The sequence below is a fragment of the Lysobacter gummosus genome (genome assembly GCF_001442805.1).
GTDB classification, from domain to species: Bacteria; Pseudomonadota; Gammaproteobacteria; order Xanthomonadales; family Xanthomonadaceae; genus Lysobacter; species Lysobacter gummosus.
In genome coordinates this window covers 4,758,563-4,782,226 of the sequence record NZ_CP011131.1, presented here as the reverse complement: position 1 = coordinate 4,782,226, position 23,664 = coordinate 4,758,563, and the positions used below count along the sequence as shown (strand labels likewise).

Genomic DNA, 23,664 nt, shown 5'->3' with positions numbered 1-23,664 from the left:
GCGCGCAATGCCCGGTCCCGCCGGCGCGACGCTGCAAACCCGGCGCCGTCCCGCATAATCCGCGCATGCCGTTCGCCGCTCTCACACCGCCGTTGTCCGTCGCCACCGCCGTGGCGCCGCTGTCGGTGCTGTTGCTGGTCGCCGCTTACCTGATCGGTTCGCTGTCGGGCAGCCTGCTGCTGGGCAAATTGCGCGGCGTGGACATCCGCCAGCACGGCAGCGGCAACGCCGGCGGAACCAACGCGTTCCGCACCCAGGGGCTGCGCTTCGCTCTGTGCGTGGTCGTCATCGATATCGGTAAAGGCGTGCTCGCGACCTGGCTGGCGCTGCGCTTCGCGCCGGTCGCGGCGAACTGGTCGGTGACCGCGCACGGCTATCTGGCCGCGTTCGCCGCGGTGCTCGGCCACGTCTGGCCGATCTGGCACGGTTTTCGTGGCGGCAAGGGCGCGGCGACCCTCGTCGGCGGGTTGGCGGTGCTGTGGCCGTTCGCGGTGCCGGTGCTGGTGGCGGTCTGGGCGGTGGTGATTGTGGCCAGCGGTTACGTCGGCCTGGCCACGGTGATCGCGGCGGTGAGTCTGCCGCTGCTGGCCTGGATCACCGATGCCGGCATGCCGCGGCTGTGGTTTTCGCTGGCGGCCGCGGCGCTGATCGTGTTCACCCATCGCGGCAATCTGGCGCGGCTGCGCGCCGGCACCGAATCGCGTTTCGCCCGGGCGCGTCTGCTGCATCGTTGGCGCCGGAGCTGATGGACGATCGCGCACTGCTGCAACGCCTGATCGCAGGCCCTGCCACCGGCGACGCCTTGGCCAGCGCGGCCGGGCAGACCCGCGCCGCGGTATGGAAGCGGATCGAGGCCCTGCGCGAAGCCGGCGTGGCGATCGAGGCCAAGCCCGGCCGCGGCTACGCGCTGTCGCAGCCGCTGGATCTGCTCGACGCCGAGGCGATCGCCGCGGCGCTGGACGCCGGCGCGCGCGCACGGCTGGCCGAACTCGATGTCGCTTGGAGCATCGATTCGACCAACAGCGAGCTGCTGCGCCGGACCACGCCCGCGCAGGGCGCTGCGGTGCTGCTGGCCGAACGCCAGACCGGCGGCCGCGGACGGCGCGGGCGGATCTGGGCCTCGCCGCTGGCGGCGCATGTCTATCTGTCGCTGGCCCGTTCCTTCGGCGGCGGCCTGGCCCGGCTGGGCGGCCTGAGCCTGGTCGCCGGCATCGCCGCGGTCCAGGCCCTGCACGGCCTGGGTTTCGACGCGGTGCGGCTGAAGTGGCCGAACGATCTGGTCGTGCTCGACCGCGCCGGCCTGCGCAAACTCGGCGGCCTGTTGATCGAAGGCGGCGGCGAATACGCCGGCCCGGCGCGCGCGGTGATCGGCCTGGGCCTCAACGTGCGCATGCCGGCCGCCGCGGCCGCGCAGATCGACCAGCCCTGGTGCGATCTGGCGACCTTGGCGGGCCCGCGCGCGCTGTCGCGCAACGCGGTCGCCGCGGCGCTGCTGGATGCGCTGCTGCCGGCGCTGGGCGAATTCGACGGCGCCGGCCTGGCGCCCTTCATCGAGCGCTATGCGGCCTTCGACGCATTGGCCGGGCAGGCGGTGAGCGTGCACGGCGCCGACGCCGAACACCAAGGCCACGCGGTCGGACTGGCCGACGACGGCGCCTTGCGCGTGCGTCTGCCCTCCGGCGAAGAACGCCGCTTCCATGCCGGCGAAGTCAGCGTGCGCCGCAGCGGCGAGGACGCGCGATGAACGCATGGCTGTTCGACCTGGGCAATACCCGGCTCAAGTGCGCGCCGCTGCGCGCCGACGGCCGCCCCGGGCCGGCGCTGGCCTTGCCGCATCGCGAAGAAGACATCACCGCAGCGTTGGCGCAGGCGCTGCCGAGCGAACGCATCGACGTGGCCTATCTGGCCAGCGTCGCCCATCCAGCCCAGCGCATGGCCGTGCTGCAGGCGCTGAGCGCGCGCTGCGCGCGGATATCGATCGCGCGCACGCAGACGCGCTTCGCGCTGCCCGGTTTCGGCGCGGTGCGCATCGCCTATGCCGACCCGCACAAGCTGGGCGCCGATCGGTTTCTCGCCTTGCTCGGCGCGCATGCGCAAGGGCAGGGCGCGGCCCTGATCTGCGGCGTCGGCACCGCGCTGACCATCGACCTGATCGACGCCCACGGCCAGCATCACGGCGGCCTGATCGCGCCGTCGCCGACGCTGATGCGCGAAGCGCTGCACGCGCGCGCGCCGCAATTGCCCGAGCTGGGCGGCGAGCGCATGGCTTTCGCCGCCGATACCGAGGACGCGTTGGCCTCCGGCTGCGACGGCGCCGCCCTGGCCTTGATCGAGCGCAGTCTGCTGGCGGGCAAGTTGAAACTCGGCGCAGTGCCGCGCCTGCTGCTGCACGGCGGCGGCAGCGACGCGCTCGCCGCCGCGCTGCCCACGCCGATCGCTTCGCCGACGCTGGTGCTGGAAGGCCTCGCGATCTGGGCCGGCGTCGAAACTCCGCGCTGAATCGTCAGGCTAGAATCCGCACATGCTTGTCCGCGCCCTCATCGTCTTGCTGCTTGTGCTCAACGTCGGCGTCGCCGCGTGGTGGATCGCGCGTCCCGCGCCGCCGCCGCCGGCGGAAGAAAAACTGCCGATGGGCGTGGCGCGTCTGCAGATCGTCGGCGAAGACCGGCTCATCGAGGGCTCGGCGACGGCCGCGACGGCGAATCCGGCCGCGCCAGCGGCGCAGACCGCCGCCGCCCCGCCGGTCGCGAACGCTGCCGCGCACAGCGCAACGGCTCCGAGCGCGGCCACTGCGCCGGCACCCGGGGCAGCGAAACCGACAACTCCTGCCACGCCGCCCGCCGTGGCCATCGCCGCGACTACGCCGCCGACCTCTCCGCTGCCTGCGCCTGAACCCGCGGCCAAGGCGCAATGCTTCAGCGTCGGCCCCTTCGCCGATGCCGCCGCGGCGGATGCGGCGCGGGCGAAACTGCAGCCGCTGGCACAAAAAATGGCCAGCCGCAGCGAAGGCGCCAGCAGCAAGAGTTCGCGCGGCTGGCGCGTGTATCTGCCGACCGCCAACGCTGAGGCCGCGCAGGCTACCGCGCAACGCATCCGCGCGGCCGGCTTCAACGATCTGTTCGTGATGAGCGGCGCCGACGCCAATGCCATCGCCCTGGGGCGTTTCCGCAGCGAGGAATCGGCGCGCAAACGCGGCAACGAACTAAGCGCCGCCGGTTTCGCCGCGCGCGTGGAGGCGCTGGGCGAGAGCGCGAGCGGTGCCACCTGGATCGACGTCGCCACCACCACCGCCAACGGCGACGCCTTGCGCCGCGCCGCCGGCGCCTCGCGTTGGCGCGGCCGTTCCTGCGCCGGCCTGGGCTGACCGGAGCGGTCAGGGGCGCGTCGCGCTGTCGCGATGAGACCCGGGCGCGATAGAATGCGCCGGCGCCACCGATCCACCGCGTGGCCGCAATACGTACCTTGCCGCTTTAGCTCAGTTGGTAGAGCACTCGCCTTGTAAGCGAGCGGTCGTCCGTTCGATTCGGACAAGCGGCACCACGCACCTCGCGACCCTCATGAACAAGCGTCCGGCCGATCCATCCGCGGGCCGGGCGGTTTCCGCCGCGCCGTGGATCGCCTGGCGAGCTATTGCGCATACGGAGCCGCGCTATGCGCGCCCGCGCTTCGCGCCGCGTACTGCCGTCACGCTCGGCAAATTCCCGGCGGCTCATGTCCGTTGTCGCAGGCGCCTCGTTCATGGCCGTGGGGCGAGTGGGAAGTCCTTGGCGCATCTGGCCACGCCGCCTTGCCCGCCGTTCCCGCGGAGGTGTCCGATATCCTGCTTCGGTGGGGCCGAGCATCCAGCCGCCGCGGTTTCGCCGCTTGCCGATGCCGTTCTCGCGAGCCGCTGTGTCGCGGGCCAATCTCTAAACACTCGTTTCGTTTTGGTTGTTCGCACACGTAATGCACGCGATTGGTATCGTGGTGCGCACGCAGTTCGCAATGCGATACCGAGCAAGCGCAAGACGATTGTGCGCGGCGCCTCACGGTTCGGCGGGGAGGTTCGGTGTCTGATTGCGGACGATCTTCTCGAATCGCAGAATGGCTTGGTCGGGGATTGTCCGCGAAACCCGGTGTCGGAGAACCATCGTGTCCGGCCTTGATTACAAGGGGTGTTGCATGATCCGGCTCAAGCAAATGCGATCGCTGTGCGCGATCGCGACGATGGCGATGATCCTGGCGCTGCTGTCGGCGCCGCTCGCGCACGCTCAACAGCCGCTGGTCGTCGTCGATTACGAAACCGGCACCGCCGACTCGGGCTACACCGGTGTGGAGACCACCGGGGCGACTGCGCCGGACGCGGTGTTCGTGAGCACCCAGTACGCGCGCTCGGGACTGTATTCGGTCGGCCACAAAGTAACCCTCGGCGATCCGGCCTATGTGTCCTATGGCGCGCCGCGCAGCGAGATGACGCTGGGCGCGCTGCCGATCGCGCGTTATACCAACGGCGATCATCGCGCCTACGCCTTCAGCGTACTGCTCAATGATTGGCAGGACTGGACCGGCGGTACCGCGACGATCGACATCATCTGGCAGTTCAAGCACGTCAACGGCGGGCCGGACATGTTCGTCGGCATCCGCCGTAACCAGATGCTGCTGCGTTACGGCAACGACCAGATCGTGCTGATCGACGACATTCGCCCCTACGACAATCAATGGATCGATTTGCGTTTCGAGGTCCTGTGGTCAAGCAACCCCGATGGCTATTTCACCGCCGACGTGCGCCTGCCGGGCGCGGCGGATTTCGTCCGCAAGGCCAATGTGAGCAACCACGCGACCTTCGATCCGGCGTCGGCCGGCGCGCATGGGGTGGTGCAGTGGGGCCTGTATCGTCCGGATTCCACGATCGCCAACGGCGCGGCGCTGACCCGGATCATCTATCACGACGACATTACCGTTACCGCGCTGCCGTCGCCGTCGATCCGGCTGCAGAAGGCCTTCGGGCGCGGTGGGCGCTTCGGTGCGGGCGATCAGTTCGGGCTGGTGATCGAGTCGGTGGCGATCGGGCGCAGGATAAGCGGCGACACCACCGGCACGGTCGCGCGGGTGAATTCGGCGCCGGTGGCGATGGTGACTCCCACGCCCGGGACCTATGTGTTGTCGGAAGTGCCGGCGCTCAGCGCGCCCACTACCAATCTCGCCAACTATCAAACCCGTTACGCCTGCACCAACAACAATCCCGGCGGCCCGGCGCCGCAGGGCACCGGCACCACCTTCAGCGTGACCGTGTCGGCGCAGGACGAACTCGAGTGCGTGTTCACCAATACCCGCAACACGGCCACCGATCTGACGGTGTTCATGACCAACACTCCCGCGGCCGGCAATAGCGATCAGGCCGACGATACGGTGACGCGCGGCGCCACCAGCACCTATCGCATCGTCGTGGCCAACAACGGGCCGGACACCTCCACCGGCGCGATCCTGCGCAGTTCCGCCCTGGCCGGATTGAATTGCACCAGTCCGGCGAGCTGCGTCGGCACGGCCTGTCCGAATGCTTCGGTGCCGATCGAGGCCTTGAACAGCAGCGCCGGAGTGGCGCTCGGAACCATGGCGATGGGCGAGAGCATCAGCCTGAGCCTGGATTGCATGGTGCAATAGCCTCGGCGCGGGCGCCGAGGAGCGTTCTGCCGTATCGCGCCATGCCATGCCACTGGTTCGGGTGCCTGGACGCGAGATCTATTCGCGCGAGGTTCCGCGCCCGCCCTCGGTCAGGCCGGGTTCGCGCCGAGGCACTAGAATGTGCCCATCGTCGGCGGCCGCAATGGCCCTGTTGCGGCGATCGCGCGATGCCGCGGGCATCCGCCGCGTTCACCTATCGATGCCGCGCGCTCATCCGTCAGCCAGCGCGGCCAGAGGAAGTCTTATGAATCGTACGTATCCCCGGGTTTCGCTGATCGGCGCCCCCACCGACGTCGGTGCCGGCCATCGCGGCGCGCGCCTGGGACCGGAAGCGCTGCGCATCGCCGGCCTGGGCGAGGCCCTGGCCGCGCGCGGCGTCGATGTGCTCGATCGCGGCAATCTGGACGGTCCGCGCAATCCCTGGCAGAAACCGGTCGACGGCTATCGCCATCTGCCCGAAGTGGTGGCCTGGAATCGCCTCGTCATGGACGCGGTCGGCGCGGAACTGCGCGAAGGCCGCATGCCGATCCTGCTCGGCGGCGATCACTGCCTGGGGCTGGGATCGATCACCGCGATCGCGCGCCATTGCCGCGAAACCGGCAAACAACTGCGCGTGCTGTGGCTCGATGCGCATGCCGACTTCAACACCAGCCAGGTCACGCCCTCGGGCAACATCCACGGCATGCCGGTGTCGTGCCTGTGCGGCATCGGGCCGGAAGCGCTGACCACGCTCGGCGGCCCGGCGCCGGCGATGCGCGCCGAAGACATTCGCCAGATCGGCATCCGCTCGGTCGATCCGGGCGAGAAGCAGTTGATCAAGCAGCACGGCCTGGATGTCTACGACATGCGCTACATCGATGAGATCGGCATGAAGCGGGTGATGGAGGAAGCGCTGGAAGGCGTGGACGACAACACCCATCTGCACGTGAGCTTCGATGTGGATTTCCTCGATCCGAGCATCGCTCCAGGCGTGGGCACCACGGTGCCGGGCGGGCCGAACTATCGCGAAGCGCAGTTGGTGATGGAGATGATCGCCGACAACGGACGTCTGGCTTCGCTGGACATCGTCGAACTCAATCCGATCCTCGACAAGCGCAACCGCACCGCGAAGCTGTCGGTGGATCTGGTCGAAAGCCTGTTCGGAAAATCGACGTTGATGCGCGATTGAAAACGCCATGAGCGGATCGGCTGGCGGCGATGAATCGCGGCTGACGCCGGTCCCAAGGATTGCCGTGCAAGCCTTTGTTTTGTCGGGTTTCCGGCGTGCGCTGCACGCAGGCTTCACATCCGCTCGCGTCTGATCGGTGCCCAGGACGCGACAAATGGCGCGGCCATCTGGTACCCGCAACCGACCAAGGAGTTCCCATGAAGCGTTTGACTGCCCTGTTGCTGCTCGCCCTGTTCTCGATCGGCACCCTGACTGCCTGCAACACCGTGGCCGGCGCCGGCAAGGACGTGAAGAAGGCCGGTGAAAAGGTCGAGCAGAAGGCCGAAGAAGTACGCGACGGCAAGTAAGTCGCAACGATTTCGCTGCAAGGAAAAGGCCGGAGCGATCCGGCCTTTTCTTTTGCCTGCGTGTCTTGCATGGCGAATGCGCAATGCGATGGCGCGCACAGCTCAAACTGAAGAATTCAAAGTGTTCATCGACATCAAGCTGCAGCTAACGCAATCGTGACCGGATGCGAATGGAGGCGCTGCGACACTGGCCCAGCGATATCGGCAAGCAGCAAGCCGCGTACGTGCGGGCGGGTTCCGATCCGATCCTCGCCATCGCGAATCTTGCGGGTGCGCGCGGGCATCGGCGCATCTTGCGAAATCCGCATCCCCCAACGAAGGAGTTCTACGATGAACAAAGACATCATTGCCGGCAAGTGGACCCAACTCAAGGGCAAGGCCAAGGCCAAGTGGGGCGACCTGACCGACGACGTGTTCGATGTCGCCGAGGGCAATTCCGAATACCTCGCCGGCAAATTGCAGGAACGCTATGGGTGGGAACGCGACCGCGCCGAGAAGGAAGTACGCGACTTCAGCAAGACCTTGAACTGAACGCGGTGACCGATGCCCCGGCCGCGGTGCAGCCCGCGGCCGGGTGAATCGGAGAGATCGCCGCGCGGCGCGTGGACCGCCCCGCTGGCGAGGTACGAGGAGCAGGTACGAGAAGAAACGGGCCGGATGCGAATCCGGCCCGTTTTTCTGCGCATGCGATGGTCGCGGCTTACCAACCGCGCGACGGCGGATCGGCGACGAAGCCGTTCGGAAACGCGCGCGGCTCGACATTGCGCGAGTAGTACGGATCGCGATAACGCGGCACGACGCCGCGCGCGACCAGATTGGCGTAGTCGTCGTAGCGCAACTGGATCACCTGCGCCGGCGAACGCGACGCGCGGACGAACTGGGTCTGCGACACCGGCGACCATTCGCGCGCACCGTGGCCGGTGCCGATCGATTGCGCGGCGGCGGTGTCGGCCATGCTCTGTTCGCGTGCGGCGCCGGCCGGTGCGGGCGCGGCGTTGCTGGCGCGGCGCTCGGCCTTGGCCGCGGAGGCGTCGGCCTCGCCGCGGGCGTAGGGCGGGTACGGATAGGGCGAGGGATACGGGCGCGGTTGCTCGTACGCCGGGCGGTATACCTGGCGCTCCTGGAACACCGCCACGCCGATCACGCCGACATTGTCCGGCCGGCCGGTGCGCGCGGCGTAGCTGTCGGGCAGGTCGGTGAAGACGAACTGGGCGACATCGTCCATCGACTTGCGCCAGCCGTTGATCTCGGTCGATTGCCAGGCTTCGAGCACGTAACCGGCCTGGGACGGGCTGGCGGTCTGGCCGCTGACGGCGTTGACGCCGTCCACCGACAGCACCACCAGCACGCGCCGGTCGCTGCTGTTGGTCAGGCGCACCGAATAGCGGTGGCCGGGCGTGCCGGCGATCCATTGCTGGCCGCGGTGCGACCAGTTCTGCAGCCAGTCGCCGTTGTCGCGGTCGATCACCGCGACATCGACCAGGGGGCGGGCGTAGCTCGGGGTGCAGGCGCCGGCGGTCAGCACGGCGCCGGCGAGCAGGACTAGCGAGCGGAACATGGCGCGATCTCCTTGGGGTTCGAAATCTGCAAACGCCGGGCCGCGGCCGGTGGGGTTAAGCGCCCGCGGGCCGGGTTTGCCGGCCGGCGGGCCCCGCCGACCGCGCGTACCCGCCGCCGACCGACTGCCTGCGCCGGCGTGGACTTTCCCTTTAAACTGGCCGATCACGCTCCACCCAGCGATTCCCATGACCCAGACCCGCGTTCTCACCGGCATCACCACCTCCGGCACTCCGCACCTCGGCAACTACGTCGGCGCGATCCGCCCGGCCATCGCCGCCAGCCGGACCCCGCAGGTGGAGAGCTATTACTTCCTGGCCGATCTGCACGCGCTGATCAAGGTGCAAGAACCCGAGCGCGTGCAGCGCTCGACTCTGGAAATCGCCGCGGCGTGGCTGGCCTGCGGCCTGGACCCGGCCACGGTGTGGTTCTACCGGCAGAGCGAAATAGTCGAGATTCCCGAACTGGCCTGGTTTCTGACCTGCGTCGCCGGCAAGGGCATCCTCAACCGCGCGCACGCCTACAAGGCCGCGGTCGACAAGAATCGCGAAGAGGGCGAAGACGACGACGCCGGCATCAACGCCGGCCTTTTCATGTACCCGGTGCTGATGTCGGCCGACATCCTGGTGTTCAACGCGCACAAGGTGCCGGTCGGCCGCGACCAGATCCAGCACATCGAGATGGCGCGCGATTTCGCCCAGCGCTTCAACCATCTGTACGGCGAGCATTTCGTCCTGCCCGAGGCCCTGATCGAAGAAAACGTGGCGACCTTGCCGGGCCTGGACGGCCGCAAGATGAGCAAGAGCTACGACAACACGATCCCGCTGTTCGCGCCGCGCGATCAGCTCAAGAGGCTGATCTATTCGATCGTCACCGACTCGCGCCTGCCGGGCGAGCCGAAGGACACCGAAGGCTCGGCGCTGTTCCAGATTTATCAGGCCTTCGCCAGCGAGGAAGAAACGCAGGCGATGCGCCGCGCCTTCGCCGACGGCATCGCCTGGGGCGAAGCCAAGCAGGCTTTGTTCGAGCGCATCGACGCCGAGATTACGCCGCTGCGCGAGAAGTACGAAGACCTGATGGCGCGTCCGCAGGACATCGAAGCGATCCTGATCGACGGCGCGCGCCGCGTGCGCGAGCGTTACGGCGTGGGCATGATGAAGCGTCTGCGCGAAGCGGTGGGCTTGCGCGATCTGTCGCAGACCGCCACAGCTGCGGGCGAGGCCAGGACCGATGCGAAGGCGGCGTCGCTGCCGGCGTTCAAGCAGTACCGCGAAGCCGACGGCCAGTTCTATTTCAAGCTGGCCGACGGCGAACAGGTGCTGCTGCAAAGTCGCGGTTTTGCCGCGCCCAAGGAGATCGGACAACTGATCGGCGCGGCCAAGGCCGGGCGCCTGGAACTGGCGCAGTTGCTGGCGGCGGCCGAACCGGTCGATGCCGCGCGGCAGGCGCAGATCGCGGCGGCGGTGGCGGCGATCGCGAAGGCCGAAGCCGATGCGCGCGCGGCCAAGGACGGCGCGGCGCGGGAGTCGGCCGGTTCGTGAGCCGCTTCGTCGAACTCAACCTGGCGTTGATCCTGTTTCTGCCGTGGTTCGCGATCCTCGGCGCCTTGTTCTGGCTGTATCCGCGCAAACCGCGGACACCTGCGCGGCAGTTGTTCGACGCGGTGTCGCTGGCGGTGTCGGTCTGCGCCTTCGTGCTGGCCGTGCATTGGGCGCATATGAATGCCGGGCACGGCCATGGCGCGATGTGGCCGCAGATATTGGCCACGTCCTTGGGCTATGGCGTGTTTCTCGCGGTGCTGGCGCTGGCCTTCGTGTTGCGTTGGCGCTGGTTGCGCGGAGTGAAAGATTACCGCGAGTGACCGAGGTCTTTTGTAGGAGGGGCTTCAGCCCCGATGCTTTCGGCTCAGATCACCCGGACCTACATCGCGACCTGAGCCAAAAGCATCGGGGCTGAAGCCCTTCCCACAAAAATCGTACCGACCAAAGCCGCATCGCCGCCATGACCTGCCAGGGCATAGACTCAGGTTAAGTCACAGCCGATGCTTTCGTCATGACCTCCCTCCGCGAACCTGCGCCGCACGATTCCGCCGAGCACGGCATCGTCACCATCGACACCGGTTTCCACCGGCCGGTATTCGACGCCGCGTATCTGGTGATCGAAAACGGCCGCGCCGCCTTCATCGATTGCGGCACCCAGCATTCGATTCCGGCCTTGCTCGACGCGCTGGCGCGGCACGGCCTGACCCCGGCCGAAGTCGATTGGCTGATCCTGACCCACGTGCACCTGGACCACGCCGGCGGCGCCGGCGCACTGATGCAGCGCCTGCCCAACGCGCGCCTGGTCGTGCATCCGCGCGGCGCCGCGCACATGATCGATCCCTCGCGCCTGGTCGCGGGCGCCACCGCGGTCTACGGCGAGCAGGAAATGACTCGCAGCTACGGCGAGATCGTGCCGGTACCGGCGCCGCGCGTGGTGGTGGCCGAAGACGGTCACGTGGTGAATCTGGTTGGTCGCGCGCTGCTGTGCGTGGATACGCCCGGCCACGCGCGCCATCACCTGTGCGTATGGGACGAACGCAGCCGCGGCTGGTTCACCGGCGACACCTTCGGTTTGTCGTACCGCGAATTCGATTCCGCGCACGGGCCTTTCATCGTGCCGACCTCCTCGCCGGTGCAGTTCGAGCCCGAACCGCTGAAGGCCTCGATCCGCGCCTTGCTCGCGCGCGATCCGGACTGGATGTACGTAACCCACTACGGCCGCATCGGCGACGCGCAGCGCCTGGGCGCCGATTTGATCGAGCAGATCGACGCGATGGTGCGACTGGCGCGCGAAGCGCGGTCGGCCAGCGACGGCCTGCATGCGCGCCTGACCGAGTCGCTGGCCGACCACTTCGTCGCGCGTGCGCGATCGCACGCGAGCCCGCTCAGCGACGAACAGGCGCGCGCGGCGCTGGCGGTGGATGTCGAGCTCAACGCGCAGGGACTGGAAGTCTGGTTGGCGCGGGCCGGTTGAGGCCGCGGCGCGTCAGCGCGATATCGACGTTGTGTCGGGGACGCGGACTCACTCCCAGACGTTGGGCGGCGATCCGAGTTCGGGGTGTTTCATGCGCACGATGCAGAAGCGGTGGCCGGTCGGGGCTTCCATCACCCACCAGCGTTTGACGAATTTGATCCGCTTGGCCCCGAGTTTTTCCAGGCGCTCGGCTTCGGCATCGAGGTCGTCGCTTTCAATGTCCAGGTGCACGCGCGAGGGGTGATCGACCTTCTGCACTTCCACGTGCAACTCGCCGGCGGCGTTGGCGAGTTGGGCGTATTGGGCGCCTTCGTCGTCGTAGGTGTCGACGCGGGCCAGGCCCAGGGCGGCGCTCCAGAAACTCGCGGCGGTATCGATGTCGTCGGTTTCGCAATCGATGATGAAACCGGCCAGACGGCTGCGGTGGGCCATGTCGTTGCTCCTGCATGGGGTCGGGTAAGAGTGCCGAGGCGAGGGTGCAGATGGAAGTGCCCTCGGCGCTTATGGCCGTTGCTGCTGCTTTTGCCGTTGCTATTGCATAGCTTTTGTTCGCCTGGCTTTGGCTTGGCGCCGCCCTCCGGGTGTCCCTGGTCTCGCGAGTTACAAGCTGCGCCCAGCAAAGGCAAAGGCAAAGGCAAAGTCGAAGTAGGAGCAAAGCGGAGCCGAAGCAAAATCTTGGCAACGGCAACGGCAACGGCAACGGCAACGGCAACGGCAACGGCAACGGCAACGGCAATGGCAATGGAAGTAGCAGCAACAGCAACCTCAGCGCTGCGGATACTCGCGCTCATGCCCATCGCCGTCCACCACCTGCTCGGCAGCCTTGCGATATAAGGCGTACTCACCCCGATTCATCGCGAAATTCTGCAGCGCGAACACCGCCGCATTGCGAGTCTCCGCGTCGGTCTGCGAATCGGAAGCAAGCGCAAGCAACGCATCCTTGAGCCGATCCGAACGCGTCCCCGAGGCGTTGATGCCGGCGATCGCCGCCTGACGCACGGCCAGGTCGCTGTCGAGGATGGCCTGATGCAGGATGTCTTCGTTGTTGCCGTTCTTGTTCCATTGCACCGACTGCAGCACGCTGCTCGCGCGCACCGCCGGGTCGGCGTGACGGCGCAGGGTGCCGAGCCGGTCGAGCAAGGGCGCGGCGTCTTCGCTGGCGATCACCGCCGGTGTCAGCATGTCGACCAGTTGCTTGAGCATGGCCGGGTCGCGTTCATCCTGGATCTGCCGCGACAGCAGGTCACGCACTTCCGGCACGTCCAGCGAGAACGACTTGAGCAGCTCCAGACCGTTGCGTCGCTGCTCGGGATCGCCGCTGTCGGCCAATTGCCGACCCAACTGCAGCACGTCCTGATTGGCCACGCCCTGCAGCACCGCCAGCAGCGCGCCGCGTTTGTCCAGCTCGGTCTCGAAGCTGTAACTGCGCAGCAATTCGCGCAAGTAAGCGGGATCGCGACGCGCGCGCTGGGTCATGCGGTCCAGGTTGTCGTCGCCGTTGCGCGCGGGGTAGGTGTAGGCGGCGAGGTCGCCTTGCGCCGGCGCGCGCGCGGACGACGCCAGCGCGTTGCGCGGGGCGGCGCCGGTCGCCGCCGCGGTGGCGTGGGTCGGCAGCGGCGCGGCGATGGCGCGGGTGATCGAGCTGCCGACGACGGCGCCGGTCAGCGCCGATGCGAGCAAGGCCAGAGTCAATTGCAATCGGTTCATACGGGGCGTTCCGAGTAGCGTTGTGTATCGCTCCAGCGGCCCGAAGCGGCGCGCACGCCGCTCCGGGCCGGTGACGCGGATCAGCAGTCCGGGGCGACGCGGCCGTCGGAACCGGTGAAGGTGTAGACGTCCGGGATGTACTTGTTGCTGCCGGCCGGCGCGATGTTGTTCCACAGGTTGCTGGTGCCGAACGTGCCGGTGACGGTTTCGCCGGTCTTCTGGCAACGGATGCTGACGACGGTGCCGTTGGCGAGCGAATCGACCACGCTGTAGCTGGTGCCCGGGCCGGAGCGCACGTTCAACGGCGAGCCAGCGGTCTTCACAGTGCCGGAGAAGCCGCCGGGCGGCGTGGTGCCGCAGCTGTTGCGGCTCTTGTAGGCGACTTCGTATCGATCGTAGACGATCGTCGAGCCGTTCCAGACGATCTTCTGGTCGTCGCCGTTGAGGCGCTGTTCGTAATGCAGATGCGCGGAGATGCTGTTGCCCGGGCGCGTGGTCTTGCCCAGGGTGCCGATCTTCTGGCCTTGCCTGACGTTGGCGCCGTTGGCGACGGCGATGCTGTCCAGATGCGCGTACCAGGTGGTCCAGCCGCCGCCGTGGTCGATCACCACCAGGCGGCCGTAACCGGTGCCCGGATGCGGGTTGTAGGTGGTGGCCTTGCCCGCGGCCGAGGCGACCACGGGCGAGCCGAGATCGGCGTCGCTGAGTGGACGCGGCTTGTGATTGAGATCCACCGCGTAGCGCAGGCCGTGGCCGGGATAGGTGTCGCCGTACCAGGTCTGGTTGCAGGCGAAAGGCATCTGGAAATCGGGGCGGGCCGCGTGCGCGGCGCTGGCGAGCAGGCCGAACGTCGCCGCGGCGAGGCAGGCGAGCATCGTGCGGCGGGCGCGGCGGTTATGCGAATGCGTCATGTCGGAAACCTCTTGAGCGATGAATGGGAGAACGCTAGAGGCCCCGGTTACGTGGGTGCCGAGGCGGTGTCGGTACGGCGTGGGGCGTATTGCGTATTGCATGGAACTTCGGTGCGCGGATCGGCGCGCTGATCGCTGCGCGTCTTGTCGATGCCGCGGCCGTTGCCGCTGCGCGGCGTATCAGCAATCCGGCGCGACGCGGCCGTCGGAACCGGTGTGGGTGTAGGCGTCGGGGATGTACTTGTTGCTGCCGCTGGCGCCGATGTTGTTCCAGATGTTGCTGGTGCCGTAGGTGCCGCTGATGCTCTCGCCGGTCTTCTGGCAGCGGATGCTCACGGTGCTGCCGTTGGCGACCGAATCGACGATGCTGTAGTTGGTGCCCGGGCCGGAGCGCACGTTCAGGGCCAAGCCGGCGGTCTTTACCGTGCCGGTGACGCCGCCGCCGCTGCCGCAACTGTTCTGGCTCTTGTAGTTCTTCTTCTCGAAGTACCGCAACGCCACGCCGTTCCACGTCGCCTTCTGCACCGCGCCGTTGTAGATCTGTTCGTAGTGCAGGTGCGGGGCGAGGTTGTACAGCGCGCTGGTGTTGCCGACCGCGCCGATCTTCTGGCCCTGGCGCACGCTGGCGCCGGCGGAGACCGCACGCGATTGCAGATGCGCGTGCAGGGTTTTCCAACCGCCGCCGTGATCGATGACGATGTAGTTGCCGTAACCGGTGTTGTTGGAATAAGTCGAAGTAACGACGGTGCCGGCGGCGGAGGCGACCACGGTGGAGCCGGCGGTGGAACGGCTGTCGCCGGCGGGGCGGTTCATATCGACCGAATTGCCCGGCTTGTGACCGTCCCAGGTGTTGGCGACCCATACATCGTTGCAGGCGAAGGGCATCTGGAAATTCGGCGCGGCCTGGGCCGCGTTCGCGGCCAGCAGGCACGAAGCCAGGGACGCCAGCGCGAAGGCGCGGCGCGGGAGATGGTTCATGGTGTTTCCTCGCTAATTGGGCGAGCCGGCGCGGCTCGCTGAAGGGTTGCGACTCCGACGCCTCTGGTCCCGCCAGGGGAGGGGACGCGCGACGCCGGAGTCGCAAGCCGACGCTAGCGGTATTCGTTACCTGTTTGTTATGTAAATTTTTTATTCCTGGACGCACGCGCGGCATCGACCGTGATCGCAGTCGCGCTCGGCGAAGACGTTTTTCTTACCTGTCGTTCAGCTGTCGCCCGCGCGCGAGGCTTGCGCGCGAAAGTTCGCGGCGAAACGCGCCGGTAAAAAACACAACGCCCCGGAATCGGGGCGTTGGTTGCTTGCTTTCGCGCGTGCCGCGCGGCGATGCGCTACGGCTTAATTCGCGCGGGCCAGATCGTCGATCATCGCCTTGAGGAAGCGCGCGGCTTCGCCGCCGGTGCAGGCGCGGTGATCGAAGGTCAGCGACAGCGGAATCACTTTGTGCGATTCGAAGCCGCCCATCACCGGCGTCATCTGATGACGGCCTTTGCCGGCGGCGATGATCGCCACCGTCGGCGGCACCACCACCGGGGTGGCGTAACGGCCGGCGAACATGCCGAAGTTCGACAGCGAGATCGTGTAGCCGGTGAGTTCCGAGGCCGGAATGCTGCGGTCTTCGACCTGCACGCGCAGACGGTTGATCGCTTCGCGCACGCCGCGCGAATCGAGCACGTCGGCATTGCGCAGCGCCGGCACGAACAGGCCATCGTCGGTGTCCACGGCGATGCCGATGTCCACGTGCGGATGCAGGGTGCGGGTGAGCTTGTCGCCGTCGAACCAGGCATTCAACGCCGGCACGGTCTTGCAGGCGACGACGATCGCGCGCACCAGGCGGCCGGTGATGTCGTTGCCCGGCGCCCAGGCGTGGATGTCGGCGTCGTCGGCGAGCGTGGTCGGCACGACCTTGCTGTGCGCGTCGGCCATTACCCGCGCCATGTTGCGGCGCACGCCCTTGAGCTGTTCCGGCTGGCCGGTCGCGGCCACGCCCGGCGGCTGGGTACGCATCGGACGGCCGGACTGCGACAAGGTGCTGCGCGAAGGCGCGGCCGGCGCTTCGGCGATCGGCGCGCGGGCAGGAGCCGCGACCGCCGCGGCGGGGGCCGCGCCGATCTTGGCCGAACCGTCGGCGGCGGCGCGCTTGACGTCGTCGTTGGTGACCACGCCGTCAGTACCGGTGGCGCGCACGCGGCTCAGATCGACGCCGAGCTTGCGCGCGAGCGCGCGCACCGCCGGCATCGCCTTGACCCCGCCGACCGCGACGGCTTGTTCGCTGCGCACCGCGTCGGAGGATTGCATCGCACCGACCACGGTGCCGCTGTCAGCGCGCTCGCCGCCTTCGGCGGGTTTCGCCGGTGCGGCCGGTTCGGCGGATGCGGCAGGCGCTTGAGGCGCCGGCGCATGACCGCCGCCGTGGTGATGCCCGGTATCTTGCCCATCGGCGCGCTGCGGCTGGCTGGGGTCGAGTTCGAACTCGGCCAGCATCGCGCCGGTGACGACGATATCGCCGGCGGCGCCGGCGAGCTTGAGCACCTTGCCCGACACGGGCGAAGGCACTTCCACCACCGCCTTGGCGGTTTCCATCGACACCAGGGTGTCGTCGAGGCGGATCGTGTCGCCGACCTTGACCGCCCATTCGACGATGGTCGCGTCGGGCAGGCCTTCGCCGAGGTCGGGAAGCAGGAAGGTCTTGGTATCGCTCATAAACGGGATCGTCTCTGAAAGAAGGGAGGGCGACGCGGCGTCACGACGCATCGCCTTGGAGGATTCGCAGATGGCGTGCGGGCACCCAGCCCTGCGCGCCGTCGTGTTCGCGTTGCGCCCACCACCAGCCGCCGAGTTCGTCGAGCAGCCGCAGCGACTGGCCGACGGACACGTCGAGCTCGCGTGCGTCGTAACCGCACAAGGCTTCGGCGCGTCCGGCGTCCAGCGGGCGCAGCAGATCGCACGGCGCCCAGCCGGCGCGGCCGTCGGCGACGCGGGTCCAGACGAAGGCGGGCCACTCGTCGTCGCGCTCGCCCAACTGCACGATCTCACCCGCCTCGAAGCGGATGGGATCGTGATGCCGGGTGCGATAGTCGGCGACGACGAGCGCGCGCATGTCAGCCGTGGCCGAGCGCGCGCTTGGCCGCGGCGACGATCTTGTCGACGCTGGGCAGGTACTTCATCTCCAGGCGGAACAGCGGGATGTGGGTGTCGTAGCCGGTGACGCGCTCGACCGGCGCGAGTAGGTCGTACATCGACTCCTCGGCCAGGCGCGCGGCGATCTCGGCGCCGAAGCCGGCGGTGCGCGGGGCTTCGTGCACGATCACGCAGCGGCCGGTCTTGGCCACCGATTCGGCGATGGTGGCGAAGTCCAGCGGCTTGAGCGTGGCGACGTCGATCACTTCCGCGCTGATCCCTTCGCCGGCGAGTTTGTCCGCCGCTTCCAGGGTTTCCTTGACCTGCGCGCCCCAGCTGACCAGGGTGATGTCGCTGCCGTCGCGCAGCACGTAGCACACGTCCAGCGGCAGCGCTTCGCCGTCGTCGGCGACCACTTCCTTGTACTGGCGATAGATGCGCTTGGGTTCGTAGAAGATCACCGGGTCCGGATCGCGGATCGCCGCCAGCAGCAGGCCGTAGGCGCGCGCCGGCGAGGACGGCAGCACCACGCGCAGGCCCGGCACGTTGGTGAACAAGGCCTCGTTGGCTTCGCTGTGATGTTCCGGCGCGCGGATGCCGCCGCCCCACGGCACGCGCAGCACCATCGGGCAGGTCAGGCGGCCGCGGGTGCGGTGACGGAAGCGCGCGGCGTGGCAGATGATGTGATCGAGCATCGGATAGACGAAGCCGTCGAACTGCGCTTCGGCCACCGGCTTCATGCCCTGCGCGGCCAAGCCGACGGTGAGGCCGGCGATGGTGGTTTCGTCCAGCGGCGTGTCGAGCACGCGCTCGCTGCCGAAGATCTGCTGCAGACCGGCGGTGGCGCGGAACACGCCGCCGTTGACGCCTACGTCTTCGCCGAGCACCAGCACGGTGTCGTCGTTACGCATCTCGTAGGCGAGCGCCTGCGTGATCGCTTCGATCAGGGTGATCGCGGCGGGCGTGGCCACCGGCTGACTCGTATCCACGTTGGCTTTCGTCGCGACGTTCATCGACGACCCTCCAGAGCAAGTACTTCGGCGCGCTGCGCCTGCAGATCCGCCGGCATGTCGGCGTAGAGATAATCGAACATGGCCTCGACCGGCTGCACCGGCGTTTCCAGGTAGGCGTTGATCTCGATATCGACCTTCTTGCCGCATTCCTCGGCCCAGGCTTTTTCGAGTTCTTCGTTCCACACGCCCTGATCGGTGAGATAAGTGCGCAGGCGCGGCATCGGATCGCGCGTCCATGCATCCTTGACTTCGGCATCGTCGCGGTAGCGGCGCGCATCGTCGGCGGTGGTGTGATCGTGCAGGCGGTAGGTCATGAACTCGATCACGCTGCCGCCCTGGCCGCTGCGCGCCAGTTCCGCGGCGCGGCGCATGCCTTCGAGCACCGCGATCAGATCGTTGCCGTCCACTTGCAGGCAATGCAGGCCGCCGGCCAGGCCCTTCTGCGCCAGCGTCTTGGCGCCGGTCTGCGCCGAGCGCGGCACCGAGATCGCCCAGCCGTTGTTGATCACGCACAGGATCAGCGGCAACTGATAAGCGCCGGCAGAGTTGAGCGCAGCGTAGAAGTCGGTCTTCGACGAACCGCCGTCGCCGCAGCAGGCCACGGCGAGGTTGGTTTCCTTGCGCAGCTTGAACGCCAGCGCGCCGCCGGCGGCATGCAGGCATTGGGTGGAGATCGGCACCGACCAGGCGAAGTCTTTACGCGGGCCGGCGAAGTCGTTGCCGCGCTCGTCGCCGCCCCAGTACAGCAGCACTTCGCGCGGTTGCACGCCGCGCATGAACTGGGCGCCGTATTCGCGATAGCTCGGCGCGAACACGTCGTCGGGCAGCATCGAGCCGCCGATGCCGACATGGGTGGCTTCGTGGCCCAGGCAGGCGGCATAGGTGCCGAGCTTGCCGGTGCGTTGCAAAGCGATGGCCTTGGTATCGAAGGTGCGCACGAACAGCATCTGCTTGAACAGCGGCAGCAGCGTGTTGGCGTCCTTGAACGCGGCGGGAATCTCGGCGACGGGTTTGCCGTCTGCGCCGAGGTATTGGAGATATTCGATTTCGAACGTCGCGGCGACGGTCATCGCGGAAGGTCCTCACGGGTGGGGATGAGGTCCGAATCGTTCCGGTCCCGGATCCAGTGCCGGGCGCGCTGGTCAGCTTCAGACGGCTGGGTCCGGAGACCGCGATTACAGCGGGTAGTTCCGGGCCGGGCTAAAGCCGCGACACCCTGGCGGGGCGCCGCGTCTGCCGCGAATGATACCGAAACCCGCGTTAAGCGCCGTTGCGCGCTGCGGCATGCATTGCGGGGCGAAAACCGCTAGGCGTCGCAGTTTGCGACCGGCGACAAGCCGGTTGCGTCGATCATTGAGGAAGCGGCCGAATATGCTTGCGCCGGTTTTCTCATGTGCAGCCGACACTTACGTTTTTGCGGTGAGACGATTAGGTCCTTGGCGCGTGAAGCCCGTACGTATGCGTAGTGCATCGCGAAGATCGCTCATACCGATATGCGAACTGAGACTTTGCGAGAGTCGGCGGTCCGGATTCGACAAGACCTGGTCGTATGGATATCGATGACAACCGCGAACAACCGAGTGGCGACCAGTCGCCTGTTTTGGCAAACACAATGAGGTTGACGGTTGCTGGACTGAACGCGCTTGCGCCGGTCTCTGAGCCGCTTGCCTGAGCTGAATGCACAAACTCCGGCCGAAGCCGGAGTTTGTGGGTGCCGGCCATCGAGCTGGACCGAACCGGAAGATGCATGACCGCAACCTGCCGGCCACACCCTTGAAGCAGCCTTATGCGTCGCGACCGATATCGTCAGCGATCACATGTCCACCGATTCACAGCAGGGTCCCGGTCCCGGCACTTCTTCCGCATGCCCGACCCAGGCCTGCGCCGAGTTGTTGCCAAGTTGAACGTCTTCGGACTGAGCATCGACCGAGACCGCCAGCTTGATGCCCTTGTTGATGAAGTCCTGAACCCATGCGGCAGGCCCGGTGACATCGAACTTGGCGACCTCATTGGCGGACATGATGGCGGTGCTGCATGCCACCGTTGTCTTGCCGTTGGCGATTTGCGATTGATCGCAGCTCCAATTCGCGCCGGTTGCGGTGACCGGTTCGAGGAATGCCGGCGACTCGGTGTCCAACGCGAAACCCACGCCTATGGATCTGGCGCGGCTGGGGCCGTGATTGGTCACGGTGACCGTGAAGTGGTAGTTCTCATTGGTCGGGATAAAACCGGAGCTTGCAATCGCGGTCACGCCGAGGTCAGCGCGTGGCGGCGGCAGCAAGTACACAACCGTCGGATCGCGATCGGACAGGCGCAAGGCCGAGTCGGGCTGATTGCGATGGGTTTCGGGGAAGTCGGCGTTGATGCGTGCACGGCTGAGCTCGATCGAAGTCGTAGCGGCCACCGTGGTTTCGTTGACCAGTACATGATCCAGACTTTGCGCATTGCCCTCGGCGACCGAGGTGTAGCGTTCGGTCGCGGGAACGATATCGGCGAGATTGATCAGGTTCGGCTCGACCAGATCCGCGCCGTCGCCCGGAACCGCGGTGGTTTCATCCAGACTGGGCGTGCCGGTCACGACGTTGACCACGTCGGCATAGGCGTCGTTGAACTGCGGCGAGTTGAAATCGCCCAGCACAATCAGACGGGTGGCCGGTTCGTTGATCTGGCGCTGGTTGAGATAGCCGGCCAGGAACTCGGCCTGCCGCTGCCGCTTGAGCCGCAGGTTTTTGCCGTTCAAGTCGTTGGGAACGATGCCGTCGGCGGACTGCTGATTCACCAGCACGGCGCTGAGCGGGAAGTCGCGGCCGTCGGCGTAGTGCACGACTGCATTGAGCACCAACGGCGGTCGATCGTTGAGCACAGCGGTGTTGCCGGTGCGATCCACCCAGACCGTGTCCTTGCCGAGTTGCGCGATGGACACCACTTCCACGCGCGGCTTGCCCGGCAACACGTCCGCGGTCTTGACCAGATAACCCGGGTCCAGGCCGAGCGCGTCGTTGCCTTCGAGCAAATGCGCCACATAGCGCGGATCGGGTTGGCCCGCGGCGACGGCATCGCTGTTGATGCGCGCGGCCAGCGTCTGCAGCGTGGCCAGATTTTCGATATCGGTCAGGCCGAGAATATCCGGCAGCTTCAGGTAATCGCGCACGCCGAGCGAGGCCTTGGCCACGCGGCGGTCGAACGCGGCCGGAATCATCACCGGCTCGGCGATGACCGGATCGTTGGCCGCGTCGAACAATCGCAGCGACGGATACATCGCCACGGTTACGCCCGGGCCGTCAGCGGTATCGGTTTGCGAAGCGGCCACGGCGATAGGCTGATCTTCCAGGAACGGTCGCTGGAAGTCGGCCATGGTGTCGGGGTCCATCAACACCGTATAGCGACGAGCGCTGTAATCGAGGATGCCCTTGAACTGCAGGACGTGGGTTCCATAGCCCAAGTCCAGTTGGCTATAGCCGAGCGCGTCGCTGTCTACCGCAATCAATTCCGGATTGAAATCCCACTGCGGATTGTCGCCTCCGGGGGGCGGCGGATCGCCGGCTCTGTAGCCCTCCTCGCGGAACGGTCGCGGGCTGTCCGTCGTGCCGTAGAAGACTCCGTTGGTGGTCGTGGCGGCAGCGGTTTCGTTGAGCGCGCCCTTGCCCGGTCCCATTACGGTAAGGCCGGACACGTAGATGCGCATGCCTTCGTAACGTTCGAGGTTGCCGGTGGCGAGCGCGGCGTTGTCATACACCGGTGCGGGCAGCGTCGTCTGATCAGTGAGAAAGACGATGCTGGGTGAGCCGCCGATCTGGGTCCTGGGCGCCTGATTCAGGTCGGCGGTGGGCACGAACTCGACCACCGTGCCGGTCACGCGGACCAGATTGCCGGTTGCCGCCGCGGCCGGCGGAGCGAAGCCGACGAAGACGAAGATGCCTTCGGAGGTGGCCGGATTCTGATCGTCGGCGCCGTCGGGGGTCTGCACGAAGAACCCATCGTCCTTGCGGCCGGTGACTATGCCTTCGATGGTCACCAGCCGGCCATTGAGCGGCGACACATCGCCGGAGCCCTGCACGGCGCCGATCGCGGTGATAGTCACATCGTCGTTTCGAATCATGATCTGGCCGCTGATATCCGCGCCGCTGGCGCCGACGATATTGCTCAGATCGACGAACGCGGTTTCGTTCGGCTCCGGCGTGGTATCGCCGAGCACCGGCACGATCACGCTGACTTCGCTCTGGCCGGCGGCGATGGTCGCGCTGCCGGCGGTTTGCGCGAGGTAGTCCAAACCGGCCGTGGCCGTACCGTCGCGGGTGACGTACTGGAAGCTGACGCCGCCGGCGCTGGCCGGTCGGTCCAGGCGGACGGTCACGGTCGCCGCGGTCTGGCCGGTGTTGCCTTCATCCACCGCGACATCCTGCACCGTCAGCGACGGCAGACCGCCGCTGCACAGGCGCGGCGCGGAGGCGCTGTTGCGCGGCGCCGGCGCAGCCACTTCGAAATCCAGGCTGTTGTCGCCGGTGTCGTTGCAGCCGCCGTCCTTGCGCGCAGCCGCGGTGGTCACGCCCAGCGTCGTGGCGAGCGGTTTGGTTTCCGAGCAGGTGGCGGTGGTGCTGATGCCCAAGGCGTCGATGCGCGGCGACGGGCAGGCGCCGGTGAGCGCGCTGTTGTGATTCACCAGCAGCACCTTGCCGCCGCTGGTCTGCATCTGGATGGTGCCGATCGCGTCGGGCGCCGGTAGCGCGGGGGTGTCGGCGCTGCCGTCGCCTTGCTTGATCAGATAGTAGCCGCCGGGCGCGATGGAGCCGCTGAGCGCGGTGCGCTGCCAGGCGAAGTTGCTGGCGGCGATGTTGTACTGGACGCTCCAGCCGCTCAGGTCGACCGCGGTGTCGCCGTTGTTGTGCAGCTCGATGAAATCGCTTTTGAAGCTGGCGCCGGCACTGCCGCCGCCGCTGTAGACCTGGCTGATGACGACCTCCGCCTGGGCCGATCCGGCCGCGGCGAAGGCCAGCGCTGCCGCCAGCAGGCGGCCCCCTGACTTGTTCATGTAACTCCCTTTTTGCCCGCCGGACCTTCCGTTGGGAGACCGATTTTGCATGATGTAGGTCTCAAAAATGGCGATGTTTGGGTGCCGATCGCGCGCCGCGGGCAAAAAAAAGACCCCGGCGCTGGGCCGGGGTCTTGAG

Annotated in this window: 21 protein-coding genes and 1 tRNA gene; 12 read left to right on the top strand and 10 right to left on the bottom strand. The window is 67.3% G+C overall.

Annotation, left to right across the window (positions count from 1 at the left end; all coding sequences use genetic code 11):
* The first annotated feature begins 65 nt into the window (after positions 1-65).
* From plsY to LG3211_RS19380, 9 genes are all read left to right on the top strand, one after another.
* Complete coding sequence (gene plsY / locus LG3211_RS19420) at positions 66-746, top strand: glycerol-3-phosphate 1-O-acyltransferase PlsY (protein ID WP_057944269.1); 681 nt, start codon at positions 66-68, stop codon at positions 744-746.
* Entirely contained in the window at positions 746-1,744 is a 999-nt protein-coding gene (gene birA, locus LG3211_RS19415) for a bifunctional biotin--[acetyl-CoA-carboxylase] ligase/biotin operon repressor BirA (RefSeq protein ID WP_057945607.1), read from the top strand. The genes plsY and birA overlap by 1 nt, the downstream gene beginning before the upstream one ends.
* Entirely contained in the window at positions 1,741-2,499 is a 759-nt protein-coding gene (locus tag LG3211_RS19410; protein WP_057944268.1) for a type III pantothenate kinase, read from the top strand. The genes birA and LG3211_RS19410 overlap by 4 nt, the downstream gene beginning before the upstream one ends.
* A 22-nt stretch (positions 2,500-2,521) precedes the next feature.
* Positions 2,522-3,364, top strand: a complete 843-nt coding sequence (locus tag LG3211_RS19405) for an SPOR domain-containing protein (RefSeq protein WP_057944267.1) — start codon at positions 2,522-2,524, stop codon at positions 3,362-3,364.
* 100 nt (positions 3,365-3,464) lie between these two features.
* Positions 3,465-3,540: transfer RNA gene (locus LG3211_RS19400), tRNA-Thr, on the top strand.
* 639 nt (positions 3,541-4,179) lie between these two features.
* Positions 4,180-5,640, top strand: a complete 1,461-nt coding sequence (locus LG3211_RS19395; RefSeq protein WP_187313055.1) for a heparin lyase I family protein — start codon at positions 4,180-4,182, stop codon at positions 5,638-5,640.
* A 265-nt stretch (positions 5,641-5,905) separates the two neighbouring features.
* Positions 5,906-6,829, top strand: coding sequence for an arginase (gene rocF / locus LG3211_RS19390; RefSeq protein WP_057944265.1), 924 nt, complete (start codon positions 5,906-5,908; stop codon positions 6,827-6,829).
* A gap of 197 nt (positions 6,830-7,026) precedes the next feature.
* Positions 7,027-7,176 (top strand): entericidin A/B family lipoprotein, encoded by a 150-nt coding sequence (locus LG3211_RS19385; protein WP_057944264.1) that lies wholly within the window; start codon positions 7,027-7,029, stop codon positions 7,174-7,176.
* 330 nt (positions 7,177-7,506) lie between these two features.
* On the top strand, positions 7,507-7,707 hold the full coding sequence (locus LG3211_RS19380; protein WP_057944263.1) for a CsbD family protein: 201 nt from the start codon (positions 7,507-7,509) through the stop codon (positions 7,705-7,707).
* A gap of 169 nt (positions 7,708-7,876) precedes the next feature.
* On the opposite strand, the gene LG3211_RS19375 is transcribed toward LG3211_RS19380, so the two are convergent.
* On the bottom strand, positions 7,877-8,734 hold the full coding sequence (locus LG3211_RS19375; protein ID WP_083512676.1) for a hypothetical protein: 858 nt from the start codon (positions 8,732-8,734) through the stop codon (positions 7,877-7,879).
* Positions 8,735-8,921: 187 nt separating this feature from the next.
* On the opposite strand from LG3211_RS19375, the gene LG3211_RS19370 reads away from it, so the two are divergent.
* The 3 genes from LG3211_RS19370 (at position 8,922) to LG3211_RS19360 (ending at position 11,748) form a co-directional block, all read left to right on the top strand.
* Entirely contained in the window at positions 8,922-10,274 is a 1,353-nt protein-coding gene (locus tag LG3211_RS19370) for a tryptophan--tRNA ligase (RefSeq protein WP_057944262.1), read from the top strand.
* The gene (locus tag LG3211_RS19365) at positions 10,271-10,594 is read left to right on the top strand and encodes a hypothetical protein (protein ID WP_057944261.1); all 324 of its coding nucleotides are present in this window, start codon (positions 10,271-10,273) and stop codon (positions 10,592-10,594) included. Before LG3211_RS19370 ends, LG3211_RS19365 begins: the two co-directional genes overlap by 4 nt.
* Positions 10,595-10,785: 191 nt before the next feature.
* Positions 10,786-11,748 carry an MBL fold metallo-hydrolase gene (locus LG3211_RS19360; RefSeq protein WP_057944260.1) on the top strand — a complete coding sequence of 321 codons (963 nt, stop codon included), beginning with the start codon at positions 10,786-10,788 and terminating at the stop codon, positions 11,746-11,748.
* 48 nt (positions 11,749-11,796) lie between these two features.
* Here the strand turns inward: LG3211_RS19360 and LG3211_RS19355 are convergent, their stop codons facing one another.
* The 9 genes from LG3211_RS19355 to LG3211_RS19315 all read right to left on the bottom strand — a co-directional run bounded on the left by LG3211_RS19355 (position 11,797) and on the right by LG3211_RS19315 (position 23,630).
* On the bottom strand, positions 11,797-12,180 hold the full coding sequence (locus LG3211_RS19355) for a VOC family protein (RefSeq protein WP_057944259.1): 384 nt from the start codon (positions 12,178-12,180) through the stop codon (positions 11,797-11,799).
* A gap of 333 nt (positions 12,181-12,513) precedes the next feature.
* Positions 12,514-13,455 (bottom strand): HEAT repeat domain-containing protein, encoded by a 942-nt coding sequence (locus tag LG3211_RS19350; RefSeq protein WP_057944258.1) that lies wholly within the window; start codon positions 13,453-13,455, stop codon positions 12,514-12,516.
* A gap of 80 nt (positions 13,456-13,535) precedes the next feature.
* Positions 13,536-14,366, bottom strand: a complete 831-nt coding sequence (locus tag LG3211_RS19345; RefSeq protein WP_057944257.1) for a M23 family metallopeptidase — start codon at positions 14,364-14,366, stop codon at positions 13,536-13,538.
* 180 nt (positions 14,367-14,546) lie between these two features.
* Positions 14,547-15,344 carry a M23 family metallopeptidase gene (locus LG3211_RS19340; protein ID WP_057944256.1) on the bottom strand — a complete coding sequence of 266 codons (798 nt, stop codon included), beginning with the start codon at positions 15,342-15,344 and terminating at the stop codon, positions 14,547-14,549.
* A gap of 357 nt (positions 15,345-15,701) precedes the next feature.
* Positions 15,702-17,066, bottom strand: a complete 1,365-nt coding sequence (locus LG3211_RS19335) for a dihydrolipoamide acetyltransferase family protein (RefSeq protein WP_057944255.1) — start codon at positions 17,064-17,066, stop codon at positions 15,702-15,704.
* Positions 17,067-17,106: 40 nt separating this feature from the next.
* On the bottom strand, positions 17,107-17,463 hold the full coding sequence (locus LG3211_RS19330) for an SH3 domain-containing protein (protein WP_057944254.1): 357 nt from the start codon (positions 17,461-17,463) through the stop codon (positions 17,107-17,109).
* A gap of 1 nt (position 17,464) precedes the next feature.
* A complete protein-coding gene (locus tag LG3211_RS19325) occupies positions 17,465-18,496 on the bottom strand; it encodes an alpha-ketoacid dehydrogenase subunit beta (RefSeq protein ID WP_057944253.1) in 1,032 nt (343 codons plus the stop codon).
* A complete protein-coding gene (gene pdhA, locus LG3211_RS19320; protein ID WP_057944252.1) occupies positions 18,493-19,566 on the bottom strand; it encodes a pyruvate dehydrogenase (acetyl-transferring) E1 component subunit alpha in 1,074 nt (357 codons plus the stop codon). Before pdhA ends, LG3211_RS19325 begins: the two co-directional genes overlap by 4 nt.
* A gap of 743 nt (positions 19,567-20,309) precedes the next feature.
* Complete coding sequence (locus tag LG3211_RS19315) at positions 20,310-23,630, bottom strand: lamin tail domain-containing protein (protein ID WP_148649018.1); 3,321 nt, start codon at positions 23,628-23,630, stop codon at positions 20,310-20,312.
* Positions 23,631-23,664: the final 34 nt, after the last annotated feature.

What these genes read in the sequence shown, in the direction of transcription:
- LG3211_RS19325 (WP_057944253.1), bottom strand. Translation starts at nt 18,496, where the DNA reads ATGAACGTCGCGACGAAAGCCAACGTGGATACGAGTCAGCCGGTGGCC.
- LG3211_RS19395 (WP_187313055.1), top strand. Translation starts at nt 4,180, where the DNA reads ATGCGATCGCTGTGCGCGATCGCGACGATGGCGATGATCCTGGCGCTG.
- LG3211_RS19360 (WP_057944260.1), top strand. Translation starts at nt 10,786, where the DNA reads ATGACCTCCCTCCGCGAACCTGCGCCGCACGATTCCGCCGAGCACGGC.
- LG3211_RS19380 (WP_057944263.1), top strand. Translation starts at nt 7,507, where the DNA reads ATGAACAAAGACATCATTGCCGGCAAGTGGACCCAACTCAAGGGCAAG.
- LG3211_RS19370 (WP_057944262.1), top strand. Translation starts at nt 8,922, where the DNA reads ATGACCCAGACCCGCGTTCTCACCGGCATCACCACCTCCGGCACTCCG.
- LG3211_RS19350 (WP_057944258.1), bottom strand. Translation starts at nt 13,455, where the DNA reads ATGAACCGATTGCAATTGACTCTGGCCTTGCTCGCATCGGCGCTGACC.
- pdhA (WP_057944252.1), bottom strand. Translation starts at nt 19,566, where the DNA reads ATGACCGTCGCCGCGACGTTCGAAATCGAATATCTCCAATACCTCGGC.
- LG3211_RS19410 (WP_057944268.1), top strand. Translation starts at nt 1,741, where the DNA reads ATGAACGCATGGCTGTTCGACCTGGGCAATACCCGGCTCAAGTGCGCG.
- rocF (WP_057944265.1), top strand. Translation starts at nt 5,906, where the DNA reads ATGAATCGTACGTATCCCCGGGTTTCGCTGATCGGCGCCCCCACCGAC.
- birA (WP_057945607.1), top strand. Translation starts at nt 746, where the DNA reads ATGGACGATCGCGCACTGCTGCAACGCCTGATCGCAGGCCCTGCCACC.
- plsY (WP_057944269.1), top strand. Translation starts at nt 66, where the DNA reads ATGCCGTTCGCCGCTCTCACACCGCCGTTGTCCGTCGCCACCGCCGTG.
- LG3211_RS19355 (WP_057944259.1), bottom strand. Translation starts at nt 12,180, where the DNA reads ATGGCCCACCGCAGCCGTCTGGCCGGTTTCATCATCGATTGCGAAACC.
- LG3211_RS19345 (WP_057944257.1), bottom strand. Translation starts at nt 14,366, where the DNA reads ATGACGCATTCGCATAACCGCCGCGCCCGCCGCACGATGCTCGCCTGC.
- LG3211_RS19405 (WP_057944267.1), top strand. Translation starts at nt 2,522, where the DNA reads ATGCTTGTCCGCGCCCTCATCGTCTTGCTGCTTGTGCTCAACGTCGGC.
- LG3211_RS19385 (WP_057944264.1), top strand. Translation starts at nt 7,027, where the DNA reads ATGAAGCGTTTGACTGCCCTGTTGCTGCTCGCCCTGTTCTCGATCGGC.
- LG3211_RS19335 (WP_057944255.1), bottom strand. Translation starts at nt 17,066, where the DNA reads ATGAGCGATACCAAGACCTTCCTGCTTCCCGACCTCGGCGAAGGCCTG.
- LG3211_RS19375 (WP_083512676.1), bottom strand. Translation starts at nt 8,734, where the DNA reads ATGTTCCGCTCGCTAGTCCTGCTCGCCGGCGCCGTGCTGACCGCCGGC.
- LG3211_RS19330 (WP_057944254.1), bottom strand. Translation starts at nt 17,463, where the DNA reads ATGCGCGCGCTCGTCGTCGCCGACTATCGCACCCGGCATCACGATCCC.
- LG3211_RS19340 (WP_057944256.1), bottom strand. Translation starts at nt 15,344, where the DNA reads ATGAACCATCTCCCGCGCCGCGCCTTCGCGCTGGCGTCCCTGGCTTCG.